Origin of the sequence: Halorientalis persicus (assembly GCF_900110215.1) — an archaeon.
GTDB classification, from domain to species: Archaea; Halobacteriota; Halobacteria; order Halobacteriales; family Haloarculaceae; genus Halorientalis; species Halorientalis persica.
Genome location: NZ_FOCX01000038.1, coordinates 1 through 20,042, shown reverse-complemented (window position 1 = coordinate 20,042; position 20,042 = coordinate 1). Strand labels below are relative to the sequence as shown.

Sequence of the window (20,042 nt, the reverse complement as noted above, 5' to 3'; positions counted from 1 at the left end):
GAGCCAAAAGATTTGTTCATTCACTATAGCCAACACAACACATGGCGCAGTATCCCCGCCGCCAGCTCCTGGCAGCTGGACTCGCTTTCGCTGTCGGTGGCTGCTCCAGTGAGACAGGCAATCAGTCACCGTCAACGCAGACGCAGAACTCCGCGCCGGAACCAGCGTCGCCAACGACCCACTCAGCACCCACGACGGATTCATCCGCTGAGGACGAGTCGTCAGCAGAAATTACGCCAAAAGTATGCCTCGGCAATGCCGCCCCGATCTCCATAGAGGTAGCTGACAGTGGCGAGAACGTCACTGTGACCACGCTTCAGGAACCGACTGATGCAGTCAATACAGCAGCACTCGACTATTCAGAGCGGATAATCAACACCGCGGCAGAACATGGTATGAATGTTCTGCATAGTATCTTGGACGACAAATCGCTCCTTGGCCCTGGAATCATCGTCAGTCAACACACATTCCGGCATGACAGTCTCACGTGCCCGGAGCGTGAGAAAATCATTCCGACGAAAGAGCAATGGGGGGAGGAAGTGGCACCAACAGTCACCCATGAGCACTACTATTCAAGAAGTGGTGAATTACTGGTCAACCCTGAACCCACCTATGAAGAAATACAAGCTGCTACCCCAGCAATGGCCAGGGTCGAACTCCACAGCGATGACGAGAGTCAGACGACTATTCTCCCCGTCATTTGTCGAAAACAATCGTCGCAGGAGCTATAGAGCGCCATCGGCAGTGGGTGCACTTCTTTCCTCTCACCCAGAGCCAATCCAGTTGTCTGGTCCACACACTGGCGTTTCGCAGTTGTGGTCTCGGAAGCGATCGGGCAGCCCCACGCGCCCACAGCTGGGGCATTCCGCGAGCCCCTTCGGGACTTCAGCGTCTAGCTCCAGCAGCGCCGCGTGAATATGCTCCCGTGCGGCCGGTTGCAACGCCCGCGTGTAGGCCTGTGCCAACTGCGTCTCGACGACATCGAGATCAACGTCGCCCATCAGAAGCTCACCCCGCTGTTCCAGGCGTCGCCAAGCGTCTCGAAGAGTCGGCGCGTCTGCCGTCGGTGGCACCCTGTTAACTAACACACGGCAGGGTGCGATGGTTGTGTTGGTTAAAGATGGGTAGCTATCGAATCTCCGCTCAGTACACCTCATATACTGAACACGAAGGCATGATTCCGGCTGTAGACCCCGTTGCTAGACCTTTATTTTAGTCTCTTTAGAAACAGGTTCCGTGAACGGGTATCGCCTCCTGTTTGGGCTTCTCCTCGTTGCCATTGCCATCCCACTGGCCGCCCTCCAGCCGGCTGCGGTCCCATCACAGACAGCCACCGCACCCCAGCAGTGCCAGCCGACACCGGATCGGCCAGTTGCTGGTGGGGATGACGGGGCGATCTCCGGCACGGTCGCGCAGGCGACCGAGAATCAGTCGATCGTCGAAATCACCTATACTGTCCGCGAACAGCCATCCGACACCCTCGAAATCGAGTTGCCGCCGGGAGCAACGCTCGTCAATCAGTCTGGCTTTGATTCTGCAGATGGCCAGTATCTGTACGCGTGGGTCCAACGCGGTGACCAACTCACGCTCCGATATCTCCTCACCAAGCGCGGGCGGGGCGGCGCGACTTCATTCAAAAATATGTCCTATGTCGCCGGTGCGGACTGGATGATCGCACCCACACCCGCACACAGCGGCGCTGATACCGGACTACAGCCCGCTGACTCGGGCGTGATCGGGACGAATATACTGTATCTGGGGAACTACACGACACAGACCCGGGAAGCCGACTGTCAGAACATTACGCTGGTCGTGCCAGCAGCTGCTGATCTCAACCCGGAACCAAAACTTAAGTCGCTTGCTCGCGCTGCTCGCTCATTCTCGGTCGGGAATCCGTATTCGACTGTCCGATACTTCGTGTCACCACAACCGATCACTGCTGCTGCTGGGTTCACTCCTCAATCTGAGAACAATGTTCTCATCGAGGATGATCTCCAGGTGCATTCTGCTTGGAATGCATGGGTCCACGAATACATCCATACCCGACAAACAGGGGAGGCTGTCGGACAGAACTTCACGTGGTTCCAGGAGGCGAGTGCGACCTACTATGCCGCTCGCCTCTCGCTTGAACAGGGATTGATTTCGCCGGCCGCATACGATGCGGCGCTCGCACAAAATGCGCAGTACGACCCGTCGACGGACTTGGCGACAGCCAATGCAGACGAAGTTGCCTATCGCTGGGGTGCTGTGGTCCTGGCCCGCCTCGATACCGCGCTGGTCCAACGGGGCCACACGCTCGCTGGCGTGTTCGACGCGGTGAACAGGGAGAGTACGACCTATGCTGACTTTGAGTCGCAGCTGGCACAGCGCGGGCTCAACGACAGCCAGCTCAACAAGACACGGGCTACCGTTCTGGACGACGATCGCCCCGATCCCGCGCTAGCCTATACGAGCCCGTGGCAGTGGCTCCCGCGACCGCTGCTCGCACAGTGGTCACTCCTGTCGATGGTACCCACATTCCTGCTGGGCGTTATTGGGTCTATTCTCGTTGGTGATGAACTCTTGACGTGGCTCAGTGGGATCAGGGGCGCAGGACACGACGATGATTCTGAAGCCGACGCAACTGCTGATGATGACTAACAGTGTCGCAAATCCGATTTCGTTAGTCGAGGGAGCGGCTGAAACTACTGTTCAGTGAGTGTGCGGACTGTCACTGGGGAACCTGTAAATTCTCGCATCTTTACAGAAAGCCGTGCAAAATGTAGCGCGCGTACTGTCCACGAGACTCGCTTGTCTTCGGGGCTGCATGCAGGGGCCCCACACGTCGATGTGATTAGAAGAATATTTATTAAATTCAAATTAGAGATTTTGAGTGATGCTCTTCCGGTCTCCATCACGCAAACCTGCGTCAGAGTACACCCCAATACCCTCAAAGCAAATGATCATTCGTCGGTATCGATCAATCAGCAAACCTCGTGATCTCCAAACTTATTTTACCGAAGGTCTGTTTTTCAACCATCTTTCACAGTTCGACGATAACAATGAAGGAATTCTTCAACATCCAGGTGATTATTCAGGTATCAGAGGTGGTCTAGCTGCATCCTCTCTTATGAAACGCCGCCGAATGGACGAGCCGCCTGAGACTGCTTCAGATGATGAATTTGAGGCTGCTCTCGATCAATTTCATGAAGATGCCAGACACCAGCATTTTTCCAACTGCTGGCGGATTGGCACCGCAGAAAATGACGATATCTGGGAAGATTACACCCGTAGTCCGGGGCTGATTGAGGGCTGTGCCGTCGAAACCACTGTTGGTCAACCATTCGTCTTTAGCTAAGACTCACACCTCGGTTGTGTAGCGGTAGCGAGCGTCTCTTGCAGTATCGGCCGTTGCTGGTGGATTTTCTGTGCGTCTTCGATCAGCCGCTCCAACAGTGGCGGTGGGGAGTAGCCGAGATGCTCTCCAAGTTCGTGGAGGATGAGCTGGGCGTGCGACCGGAAGGTCGCCGCCCAGCGTTCTGGCGGAAACACGATCTCGTCGTCGGCCTGCTCGGTGACCAGATCCAACAGCTCACGACTCACCAGCAGCGACAGCAACGCTGCGTACAACAGAATTTTCACGACATCCGGATCGCTCGTGTCGAACTCGTCCAGTTCGTACTGCGTCTTCAGCTCACGAAACAGGGTTTCTACCTCCCATCGACACCGATACAGCGTTGCGAGATCTGCCGGGAGAAACTCATCTCGCGGCAGATTCGTGATATAGAGATGGTAGTCGTCGGCGTCCTCGTCGCGGACGCCGACGACGCGGAACCGCTTCGTGTCCAGCGAGCGCGTTCCCTCGTACTGTCCCCGCTTGAACTCCGCTTCGACCTCCACGTCGATGTATTGTCGGTGCAGATCGCCGACCACATCGTGGATCTGTTCGCCCACCAAGGGCCTGGCGCGGCCGCGCCAGGCCCGCAACTCCTCCGTTATCACCGGGTTCGCATTGTCCTTCAGCCGACTCACGAAGTAGCCGTCGTTCTCGTCGATCAACGCGAAGCGGCGGTACTTGAAGTACGCCAGATCGAGCAAAACCAGCCGTCCGTGCAGCCACGATCCCGTTTTGAATAACGTGCTGTCGTGCGTTTTCTCGTCGGTCACGTCGATCCGTTCAATCGTTTCATCGGTGGCGTTGTGGAGCAGGTGGAGCTTCGCTCCAGCCTGCTCCTCGTGACGGGCTTGGAACTCCTCAGAGAGGAACTCGTGCAACCGCAGCACCGTTCCATCAGCGATCATCACATCCCTGAATCGGTCGATATCAGCGTCAACAGTATTGGGAACAGCGACCTCGTCGAGGCCATACTCGACGAGGTCGCGGAGATATTCTGCGAGCGTCGGCGTCAACCGGTGGTAGAAGCCGCCTGGTGAGATCGTCTCATCAGCCGTCGAGTTGTAGCTCCGTCTGAAGCCAGCGAGTGTTCGGCTCTCGCCTGCGGCGAAGCCGAACACGAGCGCCCACACGAGGACAGGAACCTGTAACTTGCCCTCTCGCTCGACCACGCCGAGTTCCTCGGCGTGCTCTTCGAGGAATTCGGAGGGAAACAGTGTAGTAAGCCGACGCATAATTCGCGGTGAGGAGGTGTCGTTGTGCACACTCGTCGCCTCCTCATTCCTCTCGAAAAGTAGCCTCGATAAGCCGCCGCTGTCACGTGGTTCTCCTCTTAGCTAAAGACGGATGGTTGGTCAACTTCTCCAAGCACTCCCCTCCCGACCAGGGGCCCCTAGTAAAGTAGAGGGTTCTACTTTTAAACACGAACCCACAGAAACGCCGGTTTGGAACCTCTCATACACTACAGACGGCTGCAACATCCAGTTTGGCGCTTGTAAGTACCAGAAAGATGTTGACCCAGTAGTAGGCCAACCGGCTGGCTGGACCTCTGCCATCGCCTTCTTCAAAGGGGAAGACTTCGACGACGAAATGGAATTCCGAGTCCTGATCAACCCCTACTTCGACAACTTATCAATCGAGTCCGCAGCTGACGGAACCCCTCAAACGGCTTGTCCCGACCCAGGAGAGAATAAATACCGGAAACTGCCTGCCGGTACGAAATGGATGACTAACCGGGTCGTGCTCGCGCCAAACGCCACAGAGGATGAACGGCATACCGTTGAAGGCTGGCTTGAGGACTTTGGTCTGGAGACCGGTAGCTCACCAGATTCAGACATTGAGGTTATCGAGTCTACAGACACTGGTTCTACGCTGGAAGAAAACTACGAGTACGCCGCTGAAATCGCAGGACTGGCAAATTATGAGGGATCGGCAGAACCTCTGGAGGAAGCTATGGAGCGATTCCTCACAAAACGCGACTGGGAGGAGTGGCCCGTAGTTGATCTAGTTGAGATCAATTCCGACAATGCTGGCACATTTATCGAAGCGTATTGGCACCGGTCAGAAGACCCGATTTTCGACATATCTGCCTATGGCCACGATGACTTCCAGCGGGTCTGGGTTCGCCGCTTTAACGACCCCACTGAGGAGCCAATCTTGTGGAAAAATACACTTGCAGAAGAATTTGAAGAGGGTGAGGAAGAATAAACGAGATCTTGTATTCTAAGGAACAGTAGTTGAGGCCGGTCGTCTCAATGCATATGGTGTGAACAGGTCGAGGTAATTCCAAAGAGATCAGTGGCGAACAGAAGAAGAGGAAACCTCACTGAGTGCGGGTACCGGTGGAGATTGAGAGCGGCTGCAAATCGATCAACCGGTTCATGGCTGCCACGACCTCGAAGCACTTCGGCCTGCGGTTCTTCTACTTCGCGTTCGCGTGTCTGCTGTACTCGGTCTGGCGGGCGGTTGATTTAATCGTGCAGGTATAGTTGACCGGTGAATACGAACACTCGCCGATCGTAACAGCCGACAATACGCTGACGCTGTTGAAGAAGGAAACCGGAATCGGATAGTAACGAAACTTTCTCCGCGATAGCGGGGCGTCTGAGTGGCTACGCTGTCGAAAGTCGCCGAAATTCGCGCATATATTGGAATTTTAATACAATTACCCGGCTGGAGAGTGTTCCGAGTCGGTTTCTGATCACTGAATCAGACGAAACTGCGCATTTTAGGCCCTATATATCCTATGTAGCCTCATCTCCCACTCACAGTTATTGTTTTGTCTGGACCATCAATTAGACTGACATACTGTCAGTACAGTTGGAAACGCTGGCTAGCCTTGGTAGAGTATATTCAGATGATGAAGGACAGTATGTTCAATCTCTGATCACTGATCAGAAACTGATAAATTTGCCCATGCTGGAAATTAAACAAGTTCTGATGATATTAGTACACGTTAATTACATTATGTGACTACATAAATAGTCGGCTGCGGATGTTAACAAACAAAACTAAATCAGCTACAAAGACGGCTGGCAAACGATTAGGAATCGTATTTGTGACTCTCGCTGTTGTAATAGCGATGACTGCTACCCCAATCAGTGCGCAAGCACTATCAACGTCACCTATTGAGGGGGGTCAGCAGCACAGTGATGATCAATCGTCCGTGAATGAGACCGACAGTGGACAAGAAATTCTGTACCAGGGCGAACACGGTAAGATCGTTGCAACTGGGAACGCAAGCTACCGATTCGTGGACTTCCGCGGTGAGAATAAGTCAGAAACGAAGGCCAACGTTGACTTCCTCCAGCAAAAGGCATCTGAATTGTCCCAGGATAGCAACGACAGCAGTTCTCAGAACAAATCACAGGACAGGATGCCGAGCCAGCAACAAGTGGTGAGTCCGGCCCAGAGCGATATGAACTCTGCTGACGGAGAGTATTTGGGCTATGGCTACGATATGAGTAGTAATTACGATGTTACCGGCAGCTCAGGTGATCTTGACTTCGATGGGACTGTCGACGCGAACTGGTGGGGAGAAGCCTACTGGCACGATGATAAGCTGAGTGTTGACTACATAAAGATCACGTCGACACTGAAAGGGAATTACGAGAACTGGGGCACATTGACAATTTCAATTCCACCAGCCTATGAGAAAAATCTCATGGGAGGTGGCCAATTCGAGGCTGAAGTCGATAACAAAGATACTGAAAATAACCATATTGGTATTACACATAACCCCGGCGCATTGGACATTGAGACAACAAGCTGCTGGCAGCATGCCAGTGCTCATGAGTCAAGTGAATTCAAGACAGAAGACGGTGAACTCCTCCGACTAGGCTACGATCTCGAATTCCCCGATATTGGAAGCTGCTGGCTGGGATAATCGAGACCAAGAAATTTTTTCCATGAATGGTAGAACGTTCGGACTTTTGATACTCGTTGTTGTATCGGTGTTCGCTGGTAGTCTAATTATCGGGGATCAAATTACAGGGAACAAAAATAAAAATATCGGTGAGATTACCCCATCAAATAAACAGGAACCAAATTCCACAACGAAAGTCCAGGAACCGGAAACCGGACATAATGCCGCTCCTGACACCGCAATTACTGACTCCGGTTCACTCAGTACGCTGGCTTCACCGGAAACAGTTGATGCAATCCGGATGGCCCAAACGCCATACGGATACACCAATCTCAATTCACTGGAAAAAGATCTGTATGCCACATACCAGTATTCTGAACTACTCACTGATACTGAAAACGTTGGATCAATGCAGTACCGGAACCGAACCGCAAATTGGCTTCGGAATTATACAACCTCGGAACTCAATGATGGATATCTATCGACCACATATTACTACGCAGCGTCACTCGAAAATTTCGGCGTCAGACCGGCCATCAACACCTCTGACATAATTCATATTGTAGAACAACACAACCATTCCAATGGGACTTACTGTTCAGTCCGCAACCTTACAACTGGATGTGAAGATGTCAATGGTGTTGTCACACCCACGTATCAAGCAATCGCGATCAAGTCAGTACTGGGGACAAATGTGTCACATTCGACAAAGACCTGGGTCAAAACCAAGTGGAAACAGTACAATATCTCTAGCTCTGGTGATATAATCAGAGCCCAGAAACTGCACAGAGCACTGTCTATACTAAATTATTCAGACGGTGAGATTAGGTCAATCTCAAATAAGTCTAACCAGATTGAGGGAATTAGCGATGAGATTGTAGGTGATTCAAAGGTGTCGCTGAGGGCACGCGCGTCGTATCTGACGTTGTCTGAACTGATGAATATCCAAGATAAGACCGTCAGGTGGGAAGTTTGCAGTGATATCGCTCAATCACAAAATAGAGATGGTGGTTTTAGTATTACTGGACAGAACATCTCCGATGCATATGGAACGCGTATCGCGCTTGAGATACTCACCAATGAATGTGAACACAGTATCAATTCAACCCAAGCACAAACGTTTATCGAACAGCATGAAATTCCACAAGGTGGGTTCGCGCTACATTACCGACGGAAGACATCAATCAGACGTACATTCTACGCCAGTCAGATTCTCTCAGATAATGCCCCTGCCCACTTGGATCAAACTGCGATCAAACAACTTCTCAAGCAGGCTTCGACGCTCGTTCGAGACCCTCAGACACCAGTAGTGACCGTATCCCGTCTCGCCACATTAGATAGACTGACAAATTCGAGTCAGATTCCACCTGCACAGTTCCGATCGTACACACACTCACGACTCGAATCGTTACCACGATCTAACAGGTATTCCAGAACGGACTTCGTGAATATATCGCATCTTTTAAAACTAGCAGAACTGAACAACATAGACTACAATCGAGAACATTTGATCGAGCAGATTAAATCGCACCAGAATTCAGATGGAGGGTTTGGACCCCAAAATACATCTGATCTAGTATCAACATACCATTCTGTTAAGATATTGAATCAGTTGGGAACTGTACCGAACAGGGAAGACGCCGTACGTCGGTGGATTCGAGAGGCACGTGTTACCAACAGCGGGTTTCGAGGGCGCATTGGTGACCGATTTCAGCGCGTCGCATCACTCCCTGGCACGTATTACAGCATCCGAACGCTCTCGCTGTTACAGAGCGACCCAGTCAACGCACGATCTCTCAAACGGTGGCTCGCACAGTTCAAACACCCCAACGGCGGTTACATGATTGATTCATCTCCGGATTCGGCCAGTTCACGTGATATTGAGCAAACATACTATGCAACACGCATCCGTTCTCTCTTACACGATAACCAAACACATGGATAACTTTAGTCAGGTTTACCTGTCGACGTGAACTGATTGGCGATTGTATCCTGCAGCACTAAAGTGCAGTCCATTCTTTGTTGAAGAACTGTTGTACCCACAGAATGCCAGCCAATACTTATCTAATCACATCGGATTGAGACGATGATTATTATGCGGGTCAGCATGGCTGAGGACACTACTAGCGTAAAGTATTTCTTATCATTTAGATTTAAACTACACTCAATTGGATGTACTGTATCGTTATTATAATAATGTTGAATGTGGTATTTGCTAATATAATGCCCTCCACTGACCTTCTGGAAACAATGCACAAGCGATTTGATGTTATGCGTTGCCTGAGGGACGGTATCACCACCAAAAGCCGAATCGAAAAGGAGCTTGGAGTCTCGAGGCAAACTGTCGGCCGAGCCCTAACTGAACTCGAAGATCATGGCCTGATAACTGACGCTCGAAACGATTGTCAGGAGATTACGTCAGTCGGCGAAATCGCATACGAAACATACACTGAACATCAAGAGGTTTTTAATACTCTGTCCAAGGGACGACGGGTCCTGAATAACTTGCCAATAGAGATACGACTCGACAAAGAGCTACTGCGGGAAGTCACCATCATCAACGAAGGAGAATATGTTTCACAAAAATCATTTGCTGAGCTAGAGCGCCTGATACAACCCGCCGATAATGTTATAGCCGTTACACCTGTGTTTGTCCACCACCAAATCAATCTCCTGTCACAGAAAGTAACGGAGACACCCTTTGATTTGACTATCGTCACTACCAATGACTCTCTTCGTGAGGCCCTGGAAATGAACTCTTCAGAGATGACTATGCTGCTTGAGAGTGAAAATTGTACTGTCATTACGACATCCGAGACGCTCTCCTGTCCAATGTACATTTGTGACGAGGAGACGGTTTGGCTGGGATCTTTCGACGAGAACGGCAGCCTTTGCGGTGCACTGGTTGCGGATTCGGATCATGCTGTAGATTGCACAACTGATCTCGTTACCGAGTATATCGATGAGGGGTCAGAGAGTATGGATCGAGAGTCTCAACAGATTCAAGACTAGCAAACTTGTATTTACGACCCCTGGTGAATTCTGGCGTGGTCAATTAATCGTCAATAAACCAACGGGGAAACCACTAAGTTGACTGCTACTAAATTATACATATGCCCCTCCAAAATTTGCGGATTATCGGTATTGTGGTCTTAATTACAGTTGTGTTAGTTGTTCCGCTGGTTCTGGTTGGTGGGACGGGACAAACACCTACTAACGAGTCTGTTGGCTCAGTTTATTCCACAGGTGGACCGAAGTGTGTTGACGCGTTCAATACGACCGATGTTGGTTGGATCCACGAAGTCAGCATGGGTGATGGATACTCAATTACATCTGCAGTAATTGTAACTCATTCAGGGAGCGAGCTGGATGCCACAGTTCGGAACCAAACTGATGGACAGTACACGATACAGATTGACGCAAATGGGAGTACTGGTCCCCGGAACACGACGTGCAAGTCGGCTACAGAGATTGTATTCGCAACAAAAGTCCCGAGTGATTTTGAAAGCGTTACACTTCAAGTTAATAACCACGAAGTGAAGACTATTCCGAACGACGATTCAATGCCGGATCTGTACGAGATACCGCCGGTTATCAACACTTCTACTGAAAATGGCTGATCGTAGAAAATAGTGTGTGGAGGACGGGAATGCGCTGATGCAGAGCGGTTGCTACACCGCAAAGATATTTGGGAACTGCCAGACTGACTATCCACCACCCACGCACTGTCACCATGCTCGACCCAGTCACGGCGACCGAACCACCAGAGACCAAGCAGGTATTTGCCGATCTTCTCAGAGAGGGTTGGAGTACTTCAACGCCGACTGATTCTCGGCGAGGGTTGCTGAATAGAATCACCGTTTTTTCCACCTACTGTTAGGAATATCTCCAAGAACACAGAGGCCCACCACTGCCAGTCCATCAGTGTCCGTGGTTGGGCTGATAAGAAAACAGTCGTCGCTCATCCTGACCAGAGTACCGTATCCAGACCATCCTGTGTTGGACCGTCGAGATCGCTGACTTTGAAGCAGGTACCTGCTCCTGTATCGAGTGCAGTCTAATACACCCCATCAATTGCGTCCACCGACCCGACCGCATCTACGAAGACGCGATTGTCCTCATGAAGCCACCCTTCGAGCAGGACGACTCCGTCTCTAGCGACGAAACGGACCAATTGAGAGCTTCTGATGTGGCGTGGCTTCGACCGGTTCGAGATGGTCGGAGATAGCCGTGTTCACTGTCTCTGGTATTTATCAAAAATTACTTGTTATTTAATCTTTATTTCTGGGCATGAATGACTATTTACTGGAGGTGTTTTGTGGGTTCGCAGTCATATTACTCCTGACTGGCTGTGCAGAGACTAAGGGCTCAGAACAACCAAGTGCAGGCCATTCCGTACAGCTGGACAACTACGGAAATGAGAGCGCAATATTTGAGATTAGTATTGTACGAAATGCAACGGGAGACATTGTGCATAAATTAGAGCTGCGTACTTGGAGCCGGTGAAAGTCAAGAAATCTATAACGCTAACAAAGCATCCCCTCAATGGCATTGAGACCTTTGATATTTACTGAACCATTGAAATAAATCAACGTTACGGGAATACAAATGTGGTGATTCAGGAGGACACCACTCCTTCATCTTATTACTGAATTTGTTGAGTGTGCCTCTGTATTGACCGGAGAGCCATCTAATGCTGTTAATCGAACTACCGAATCTATACTGCCGGCTACCGCGGTATCGCTGTCGAACTCGCTGTGGGTGACTGGCCAACCGACACTCGCTGGTGCTTGACGCGGGGCCAACCTTCGTATTCCCAGAGGGCGACCTGATACACGCCGGGCGTCGTCGGGGTGTAGTCCGTGAGGGAAATCGTCGTTTCGCCCGGCGAGACCGCCTAGTCGAGCTGGCTCGTGGCCGCGATCAGGGCCTGGCCGTCACAGGCGGTCGGTTTGTGGTAGTCGATGCGGCCCTCCAGCAGCCAGTCGCTCTCGTGGGAGTTCCGCACGCTGAGCCGGACCGTGAGCGGCTGGTCGAGGCCGTCTGCACTGACGGTGAATGCCGTCACGGTGAGTGGGCCAAAGGGGTTCGGGCGGGTGACGGCATCGCGAAACGGTTCCTGCTGGGTGTCGGCCGCGAGCAACACTGCGCCACCACCGAGACTGCCGGCCGCTGCGAGCAGGATCGCCCGTCGCGAGCGCCGGGTCATCGACTTGGCCGTGCGTGCTGACAGTCGTGCTCTCGCACCTGCTCGGGGAATCCAACCCTTCCACAGCTGGGGCATTTGACCAACCTCATCGAGACTTTACCATCCAGTAGCATCGCGTGGATGTGTTGGCAGTGGCTGGTAGAGTACGCTTGGTATCAACTGGCGATTGATTACATATGTACTACTGTTGGCTCCATCAATGAAGGAGTCAGAAGAGTCTGAGGTTGACATTGCCGATACTGATGCCATTAGGGTTGGTGAAGACGGTAAGCCGCGGGTTGATATGGAGACTCTTCAGAAACACGGGGAGAAAAACCCCTCAAGCCAGAGTTTTGTCGATTGTATAAAATCATTTTTCAGGTGTCTTTGGTAAGCGCAATACAAACTCATTAGAACCGGTGCCAGTGCGTGTAAGTCCCTATGTGTGTTGGTGATAGACTTCCTGTAGACTACCGGTTTCTTCGAGGGACGACTCGAACGATTTCAATCCAAATCGTAGAGCGGCCTGACAGACCGACTCTGCCTTTGAAATAGTCTAAGCACACTCTCCCACTCTAGTAATATATTTGATGTAACTGCCACCCCATTCCCCATTGTAATCATCCTATGTCATTCGGCGATTGATGAACTTCACTCCCGCCAATTTTGGATGTAGACAAACCGCGGGACGGTACCGTTGTGAGTCAGATTCGTTCGACGGTCGAACGAACTCTCAAGCGCACCCCAAGTGGTTTATATAAACAAAGTACCGCCGTCTGTCGGATTCGGGGCGTTCGAGAATCGAATGGGCGCTGCAGGCGCTTGTTCGAGTGTCGAACGGACTTGCTTTCGGCCGACTGACGGGCTCTGGCGCTAAGATTCAGAGGGGTGTTTCGGACCGTGGTTGTCTACAAAAAACAATGAGCCTCGAACCCATCGATCCAGAGACCGCACTTGAGCTATATCTCGCCAATCGCGAAACCGAGATCAGCCAAGCCACCTACTACTCACACAACTCCCGCCTCGGACACTTCGTTCACTGGTGTGATGAGCAAGAGATCAGAAATCTAAATGAATTGACCGGCCGGCAGCTCCAACACTACCGACTCTGGCGGCGGAATGACGGCGATCTCTCGCCGGTCACCGAGAAGACTCAGATGGACACGCTGCGAGTATTTATTCGCTGGCTAGAATCGATTGATGGTGTACCGGAGGACCTCAGTACAAAGGTACTCTCACCAGAGATTACACCAAGTCAGAACGCCCGCGATGTTATGTTAGATCATGAACAAGCGACAGCAATTCTAACCCACTTAGAAAAATACGAATATGCTTCGCTTGAGCACCTCACCGTTGCTCTTCTCTGGCACACGATGATGCGTATTGGGTGTGCACATGCTCTTGACGTTGAAGATTATCACTCTAACGAGCAGTATCTAGAGATTCATCACAGGCCAGAGACTGAAACCCCAATAAAGAATCAGCAAGACGGTGAACGACTCGTTGCTTTGTCGCCGTCAGTCTGTGAGTTGATCAACGACTGGCTCAATAATAAACGTCCATTTGTCACCGACAAATACGGTCGTGAACCACTTCTTACCACTGAGCAGGGTCGAGCGAGTATCTCAGCGCTTCGATCTTACGTCTACTGCTGGAGTCGACCCTGTTGGTATGGACAACCATGTCCTCACGATCGCGATCCGAAGCAATGTGATGCAATAAGACGAGATAACGCCTCAAAATGTCCATCGTCAATAAGCCCTCATGCGATCAGACGAGGCAGCATCACTCACAGTCTAGGAAAAGATATGCCAGAGAAAGTCGTGAGTGACCGTGCAAACGTAAGTCAGGCTGTCATTGATCAGCACTATGACCAACGGACAGAGAGGGAGAGGATGGAGCAACGGAGGGAATTTCTGGAGTAGATCACTTACCGAAGTGGGTTGATGTATACCTAAATGTCATTAATTCTATGGTATTTGGTACAGTTATTCTTAGATTCGATTGAACTCCCGAAGTTTGTCCCCAATCTCTGCTATGAACCTCTCGATTGGATCTATATGAGCGGATCCAAACATCGGCCCATACCCATCCCAGTGGTTGGCGTAGCGAACATGGACTCCACCCTCGACACCCGTTGCCTTGTCAGTATCATACGACTCATACCGTTGAATCACACCTAAGACAAGGACCTCATCGTACCTGTCATGTTGGAATACATAATCCGGTTCTATCTTCATACGTTGCATTCTCAGCCATTTAGTTTAATCAATCGCCAATAGACTAGTTCGCCAAATTCTTCCGATGATAGATTAGGAAGACGTTATAGAAAACTTACCAACTGCACAGGAATTACTCACTATAGAGTGAGTCCAACACTCGCGCAAGCCGTCTCCGTCAATATCGGTGAGATAACCAGCGAACCGCTCCTGCAGGCGGATCGATACGTGAGCAACCTGGGTACCCTCGGTGAAATTCTGCGAAGTATCTAAGTCCGCTTAGACAGCAAATGAGCGTGCACTGGTCTCCCTGTCCCGTGTTCGCAGCCCCTCCCTCGCGTGGCGGTTCGCGTTTATCGGTGCCCTCGCATCACATCTGGCCACAGCCGTTTTGAACTGGCTGCCAAACCCACTGGCCATTATCGATGGGGGCGTTATGATTGTGGGGGCGCTCATCGCAGACCCCGCACCAACGAGCGGTCTATGACGTAATCAATGAGCAAGGGGAGATCGCACCGGGTGATCTCTATCAGGAATAACGACAGCGGGTTGAGGACCCGAAGGGCGACCGGACGATCCGGAACTATCTCGACAAGCTGGAGCGGTACAATATCGTGACCGCTGAAGGGACGACACGGGATCGTGTCTATCGGTGTGTTGGACGTGATCCCGGACTGGAGTGAATAAATATAAATACCAGCGGAGTTCGACGCTCGCAACACTGACCTGATTGTCCCGCTATTCCATGATGTCGCTCAAGGCCACGACAGCAAGATTTAGCAGAGTGACGAATAATTGGTGATTAAGCCAAAATGCCAGACTTCTACGCCGGATGTGTAACCGAGTGTCTTTCCGATACGGAACTCCTCGTAATGCGACGTAACGGGAATGAAGAACTCGTTGAAAACATTGTCCCGCAGGAAACAGATTACGAGTCTGTTGAGCTAGGGGACGTTGTGAAAATCGAGGAACGACCGTCGTATAAAGACCGTGCGATTGACATTTGCTCTCGAAACGGATTTTCTTCGGGAAACATACCTGCAGTTGTCGAAGATGTCTTTGACGGTACTGCTCTTGTTCGTACCAATAACGGCCTCTCTACCGTAACCCGTGTACCTGGTCATGTTAGTGCCGGTGAAACGATAGCAGTTTCCGCGGCGTGGACATATCACGATCGTATTTCAGAGAGTCCGCCAGATATCGACGACCTTCTCTCCGAGTCAAGCACCTCAGACGATGATTATGAGTGGCGATACGACGAGGAGATACCTGTCACACTCGACGATATTGGTGGTCTTGACCACGTCAAACGGGCAGTTCGGGAGCAGATTATTCAGCCCCTCGACACAGAAAACGAGGATTTGAGCGACACACTGGATATCACCCTTTCCCGGGGTTTGCTTTTCTATGGTCCAGCCGGAACGGGAAAGACCCGAACTGCGAAGGCTGTCACAAATCACGTCGACGGCGACCTCTTCATCGTTGATGGTCCTGAACTCGTTAGCAAGTACTATGGCGAAACTGAGCGTCAGATACGGGATGTCTTCCAGGAAGCAGAACAGGCAGCAGAAACCTCGGGGGACCCGAGTATCGTCTTCTTCGACGAGCTTGATAGTATGGCTCCTCCACGGGGTCAAGCAGACGAGACCGAACGCCGTATCGTCGCCCAACTCCTCTCAGAACTGGATGGATTCGACGAACGAGGCGATATAATTGTAATCGGAGCCACTAATCTCGTTGATGAAATTGACCAGGCCATTCTCCGCCCTGGACGATTTGATACTCAGCTTGAGTTCTCCAAACCCGAACCAGAAGCACGCGAAGCAATCCTTCAGATCAGTCTAGGCGAAACCCCCACCGCGGATGATGTTCATCTCTCAGCTATTGCCGCGGAAACGGACAAGTTTACCGGAGCGGACTTAGCCGCCGTGGTGGAGCAGGCAAAGTATCTCGCGCTTCAGGACGGGACAAGCTCGGTCAGAATGGAACACTTGCGAATAAGTGCCGCACGTCGAAAGGAGGAACAAACATGAGATTATCCGGCATTCGAGACTACTGGCGCTATTGGCGATTTGGGCAGGCATCTGGCGAGCCATCGAACGATGAAAGTCAACAGTTCCCACACCTTCGTGAATTCGTCTATATTGATCAACGGAGTGTGCGCAGTCTCCTAGCGTCGACTGACTCTGGTCGAGTCGCAGCTGAACAGACGGATCGAGAGAGCAACCTCAACACAAAAAACTACCAAGCGAACGCTGGCGCTGGTGCAGGGCCGGTGAACATTGGGGGAGGGACGAGTCGCACGTCTCAACAAGGTTCTGAGACGGAAAACGTATACTCGTTTGATCTGATTCAATCGAAATTTACCCGTCTCTACGAGAACGAAGAAATCACACCCAAGATATCGTTAAATATTGATGAGGAGTACGAACTTCAGGACGACCTTGAGTTATCTGAGTTGGACCGGGGAGACGTTCTGGAACTTCGCGGGACTATCCAGCTTCACCCTTTGTATAGAGTCTATCGGGCAATTGAATACATTGACACTGCGTCTCCTGATCAAAGCATCATAGCGGAGGGGGAAATGCAACTCATCGAAGAGAGTCTTGGAGACAAAATTCCAGTAGAGATTGAGGCCAATGGACTTTCGACAGATGATAGTGGGGAAATCCAGCCGAATTCTGACGGTGATGTACTGAACCTCGTTGCGTTGCTTGACCAAACGGAGTTGTGGACTGAACCAATACAGACCTTGGCCTCAAGCAAGCAATTTCGGGTATTTTGCCGGGTTGAAGCTATCCGGTCGAACTGGTATCCGATGAAGTTGATTCGTGTCCTTGAGAGCATCTCTCCCAATCTCGCGGAAACATATAACAAGGAACTGGAAGCGGAGCTACAAGCAGCAATGAACGCTTTCGAGGCGAGTGTTGAGGCTTCGTATGAGCGCTCCGGGGGTAACAAGCAGAAGATCCGGAATTTCGCAAAGTTCCTTGGTGAAAGGGCGGAGAGTTCGGTAGAGGATGCCCAGATAGATGATATCGTGGATCACGCAGCTGATGAATTCTCATCTGATGCGACGGTTGCGCTTGAACAGGAGATCGAACTCTTGAAGCAGACATACGACTCGTTCACGGAGATAGTATCTGAGGCGACATTCTCTGATGATGCGTCATCGCTGCGGTCGGAGTACCGCCAGGAACAGACGACACAATCGAAAGCAGACGGTTCGGAGCGAGATTTCACAGCGCACTTGGAGGCCAACGTGATTGGTATCTACTGGTAATCTGGCTCTGTGAAACTATATTAACCAAATCCGCTGTGATGAAGCCGTCGTTACATATTCTTGGAGCGTTATCGGTCCCACCACCACTTCACTCCATATATTTTTCACTCAGCATTCCAACTGATCTGGCACAATGGCTGTTCACATCATCAGCTACGACCTCGAAAACCCAGGGCAGGATTACGAGGAACTACACGACGCAATCAAATCGTTTTCCTCGTATTCCCATATTCTTGATTCGACATGGTTGATAGACACATCTGAGACTGATGCAGGAGAGATCAGAGATGACCTCAAGCCCCACATCGACACGAATGATAGGTTGTTCGTCACGAGAATGCCAGATTCAGGCGGTGCCCGTTGGGGAACGACTTTCAGTGACGAACATACGGAGTGGCTGAAAGAGCATCTGTGAGGGTCTTCCGGGCGCTGGCTTGTTCGGCTTAAGGATACTATCACTTAGTTCCCTATCGAGAGTGGTGAACTGTCTGCACAGAACATTCTCTGAATTGAGCGGAGACGTGATGGGGGTAGGAGTCCTACCGTCTCAGCTATTGTGCTTCCAGACGGTTTTGAATCGGCGATGGGAACGAGCCTTCGGCAATGGTGTACAGTCCGAACTCCAGCAAGGCGAGGACCGGGATTACTGTGAACACAGGCAGAGCGCTCGTCAAAGTTGTGGACAAGAGGACAAAGACGAGTACGGGCGCTAGAAGCAACATCCCAGATGTAACGAGCGCTCGGAACACTGGTTGTCTCTGTCCGGTTCGATAGAAAGCGATACCACAGGCGGCTGCAAACGCAACCACGAGCAAACTGAGGAGGGCTACGACAATATGTCAAAATATAAATAAACACATATGTAATTTCGAGAGCCAGTTTGTGATCCTCTTACTGTACTTAACGGATCGGAACGTGAAAACAGATGTGTGGATCATATTCTGACTCCCTCAGATACTCGGCTATTACTTGTTTGAACCCGGAGAAGCTTCCTGAGTGGATCGATCCACGTATTCCTGCTGATGTGATGATATCACTGAGTGGAGAGCAGATTCTATCTATTCCTGTCGACAGGGAGTTGAACTGATCGTAGATCAATATCCAATGAGTGGTACTTCAGTGGAAGATCCCATATTCAAAAGGTTAAAACGGACAAAATGTCAAGCATTTGTGGCAGAGCGAATTCCCCACTCAGTCTGCCGGCACTCAAACCCCCACCCACCCATGAGTCAGAACACCGCGGAATCGACAGACGACGTATCGGCAAGAGACCTATCGACGTTCCAGAAAGAAGCACTGTTCGCTATCGCCCGTCTGGAAGCCAGCGAGAACGATTCCTACGGCCTCGGTATCAAGCGCCAACTTGAGGAGCGTCTCAGTGGAGACGTTAATCACGGCCGGCTCTACCCCAATCTCGACGACCTCGTCGAGCAAGGAATTCTCCAGAAGGCACAGATGGACAAGCGGACGAACAGATACACGCTCACAGACGACGGGAAAGAGTTGCTCAGAGACTACCGAGACTACGTGACCGAGACCGTCGCAAGCCTCTAGAGGCAATGTATTGACGTCGATTTTGAACCGAAGGGATGAATCACCACTTAATGGGTAGATATACTGAACGGATGTTCACACCCAACGCCAGTGAAGAAAAATATGTGTATCCAAACCTAGACTCAGAGATCCTGAGTAGTTGTGACGGTGCAATTGGCTTTCCCATTATTTTGATTTAGCACCAAAAGTACCAATAATGGTGGGCGTATTGGTAGGGAAACCACTAAGAGGGTGTCATAGAACTCTTGTCACACCGTGATGATCGTGCTCCCCGGATTGTCTCCGCGTTTGTAGTTGGTGATAGCGACGACGAGGCGAAGGCACAGAGCAAGAAATACCTGCGCCCGTGCGTGGACGCGGCCTCGGGCGTGCGTTCGCCCGAGGCCGCAGTCCTTCACTGATTCGTTGGTTCGTTCAACTCCAGTACGGCGGTTGTACGTCTCTTCCAACGTGGACTGCTTCAGCTGAACGTCGTCGCTGTGTTGATCGATACGGTCTTCGACCCTGTACTCGATGTCTTTCGGGTCGTCGGCGTTTCGCGCGTTGTACGGAGCGACTGG

General features: G+C 51.2%; 19 protein-coding genes and 1 pseudogene. 15 read left to right on the top strand and 5 right to left on the bottom strand.

Annotation, left to right across the window (positions count from 1 at the left end):
• Positions 1 to 41: 41 nt before the first annotated feature.
• Entirely contained in the window at positions 42 to 731 is a 690-nt protein-coding gene (locus BMX17_RS21870; RefSeq protein WP_092664085.1) for a hypothetical protein, read from the top strand.
• Between the two features lie 33 nt (positions 732 to 764).
• On the opposite strand, the gene BMX17_RS21865 is transcribed toward BMX17_RS21870, so the two are convergent.
• A complete protein-coding gene (locus BMX17_RS21865) occupies positions 765 to 1,001 on the bottom strand; it encodes a hypothetical protein (RefSeq protein WP_092664107.1) in 237 nt (78 codons plus the stop codon).
• A 235-nt stretch (positions 1,002 to 1,236) separates the two neighbouring features.
• Between BMX17_RS21865 and BMX17_RS21860 the strand changes: the two genes are divergently transcribed.
• Entirely contained in the window at positions 1,237 to 2,640 is a 1,404-nt protein-coding gene (locus tag BMX17_RS21860; RefSeq protein WP_092664083.1) for a hypothetical protein, read from the top strand.
• A 235-nt stretch (positions 2,641 to 2,875) separates the two neighbouring features.
• A complete protein-coding gene (locus tag BMX17_RS25465; RefSeq protein ID WP_139203651.1) occupies positions 2,876 to 3,337 on the top strand; it encodes a hypothetical protein in 462 nt (153 codons plus the stop codon).
• Here BMX17_RS25465 and BMX17_RS21855 read toward each other — a convergent pair.
• A complete protein-coding gene (locus tag BMX17_RS21855; RefSeq protein WP_092664105.1) occupies positions 3,334 to 4,608 on the bottom strand; it encodes an IS4 family transposase in 1,275 nt (424 codons plus the stop codon). The two genes, BMX17_RS25465 and BMX17_RS21855, sit on opposite strands and share 4 nt — an antisense overlap.
• Positions 4,609 to 4,720: 112 nt before the next feature.
• Between BMX17_RS21855 and BMX17_RS21850 the strand changes: the two genes are divergently transcribed.
• The 6 genes and pseudogenes from BMX17_RS21850 to BMX17_RS25450 all read left to right on the top strand — a co-directional run bounded on the left by BMX17_RS21850 (position 4,721) and on the right by BMX17_RS25450 (position 10,858).
• Positions 4,721 to 5,581, top strand: a complete 861-nt coding sequence (locus BMX17_RS21850; RefSeq protein WP_092664081.1) for a hypothetical protein — start codon at positions 4,721 to 4,723, stop codon at positions 5,579 to 5,581.
• A gap of 90 nt (positions 5,582 to 5,671) precedes the next feature.
• Positions 5,672 to 5,946 (top strand): annotated as a pseudogene (locus BMX17_RS26760) (transposase); the annotation flags it as partial.
• Positions 5,947 to 6,539: 593 nt separating this feature from the next.
• Positions 6,540 to 7,259, top strand: coding sequence for a hypothetical protein (locus BMX17_RS21840; protein WP_139203649.1), 720 nt, complete (start codon positions 6,540 to 6,542; stop codon positions 7,257 to 7,259).
• Between the two features lie 22 nt (positions 7,260 to 7,281).
• Positions 7,282 to 9,183, top strand: coding sequence for a prenyltransferase/squalene oxidase repeat-containing protein (locus BMX17_RS25455; protein ID WP_139203648.1), 1,902 nt, complete (start codon positions 7,282 to 7,284; stop codon positions 9,181 to 9,183).
• Between the two features lie 278 nt (positions 9,184 to 9,461).
• Positions 9,462 to 10,250 (top strand): transcriptional regulator FilR1 domain-containing protein, encoded by a 789-nt coding sequence (locus tag BMX17_RS21835; protein WP_139203647.1) that lies wholly within the window; start codon positions 9,462 to 9,464, stop codon positions 10,248 to 10,250.
• Positions 10,251 to 10,351: 101 nt separating this feature from the next.
• Positions 10,352 to 10,858 (top strand): hypothetical protein, encoded by a 507-nt coding sequence (locus BMX17_RS25450; protein WP_139203646.1) that lies wholly within the window; start codon positions 10,352 to 10,354, stop codon positions 10,856 to 10,858.
• Positions 10,859 to 12,135: 1,277 nt separating this feature from the next.
• Here BMX17_RS25450 and BMX17_RS21830 read toward each other — a convergent pair.
• The gene (locus tag BMX17_RS21830) at positions 12,136 to 12,447 is read right to left on the bottom strand and encodes a hypothetical protein (protein ID WP_092664075.1); all 312 of its coding nucleotides are present in this window, start codon (positions 12,445 to 12,447) and stop codon (positions 12,136 to 12,138) included.
• Positions 12,448 to 12,646: 199 nt separating this feature from the next.
• On the opposite strand from BMX17_RS21830, the gene BMX17_RS26470 reads away from it, so the two are divergent.
• Both BMX17_RS26470 and BMX17_RS21825 read left to right on the top strand, forming a co-directional pair.
• The gene (locus BMX17_RS26470; protein ID WP_170845519.1) at positions 12,647 to 12,820 is read left to right on the top strand and encodes a hypothetical protein; all 174 of its coding nucleotides are present in this window, start codon (positions 12,647 to 12,649) and stop codon (positions 12,818 to 12,820) included.
• 526 nt (positions 12,821 to 13,346) lie between these two features.
• Positions 13,347 to 14,351 (top strand): tyrosine-type recombinase/integrase, encoded by a 1,005-nt coding sequence (locus tag BMX17_RS21825; RefSeq protein WP_092664073.1) that lies wholly within the window; start codon positions 13,347 to 13,349, stop codon positions 14,349 to 14,351.
• A gap of 69 nt (positions 14,352 to 14,420) precedes the next feature.
• On the opposite strand, the gene BMX17_RS21820 is transcribed toward BMX17_RS21825, so the two are convergent.
• Complete coding sequence (locus BMX17_RS21820) at positions 14,421 to 14,666, bottom strand: hypothetical protein (protein WP_092664071.1); 246 nt, start codon at positions 14,664 to 14,666, stop codon at positions 14,421 to 14,423.
• Between the two features lie 791 nt (positions 14,667 to 15,457).
• Here BMX17_RS21820 and BMX17_RS21815 point away from each other — a divergent pair.
• The 4 genes from BMX17_RS21815 (at position 15,458) to BMX17_RS21800 (ending at position 19,482) form a co-directional block, all read left to right on the top strand.
• Positions 15,458 to 16,678, top strand: coding sequence for an ATP-binding protein (locus BMX17_RS21815; protein ID WP_092664069.1), 1,221 nt, complete (start codon positions 15,458 to 15,460; stop codon positions 16,676 to 16,678).
• Positions 16,675 to 17,928 carry a DUF6414 family protein gene (locus BMX17_RS21810; protein ID WP_139203645.1) on the top strand — a complete coding sequence of 418 codons (1,254 nt, stop codon included), beginning with the start codon at positions 16,675 to 16,677 and terminating at the stop codon, positions 17,926 to 17,928. Before BMX17_RS21815 ends, BMX17_RS21810 begins: the two co-directional genes overlap by 4 nt.
• 133 nt (positions 17,929 to 18,061) lie before the next feature.
• Positions 18,062 to 18,343 carry a hypothetical protein gene (locus tag BMX17_RS21805; RefSeq protein WP_092664065.1) on the top strand — a complete coding sequence of 94 codons (282 nt, stop codon included), beginning with the start codon at positions 18,062 to 18,064 and terminating at the stop codon, positions 18,341 to 18,343.
• A gap of 809 nt (positions 18,344 to 19,152) precedes the next feature.
• Complete coding sequence (locus tag BMX17_RS21800; protein WP_092664063.1) at positions 19,153 to 19,482, top strand: PadR family transcriptional regulator; 330 nt, start codon at positions 19,153 to 19,155, stop codon at positions 19,480 to 19,482.
• 248 nt (positions 19,483 to 19,730) lie between these two features.
• Here the strand turns inward: BMX17_RS21800 and BMX17_RS21795 are convergent.
• Positions 19,731 to 20,042, bottom strand: a 312-nt coding sequence (locus BMX17_RS21795; protein WP_139203644.1) for a transposase, incomplete at its 5' end; no start/stop codon positions are given.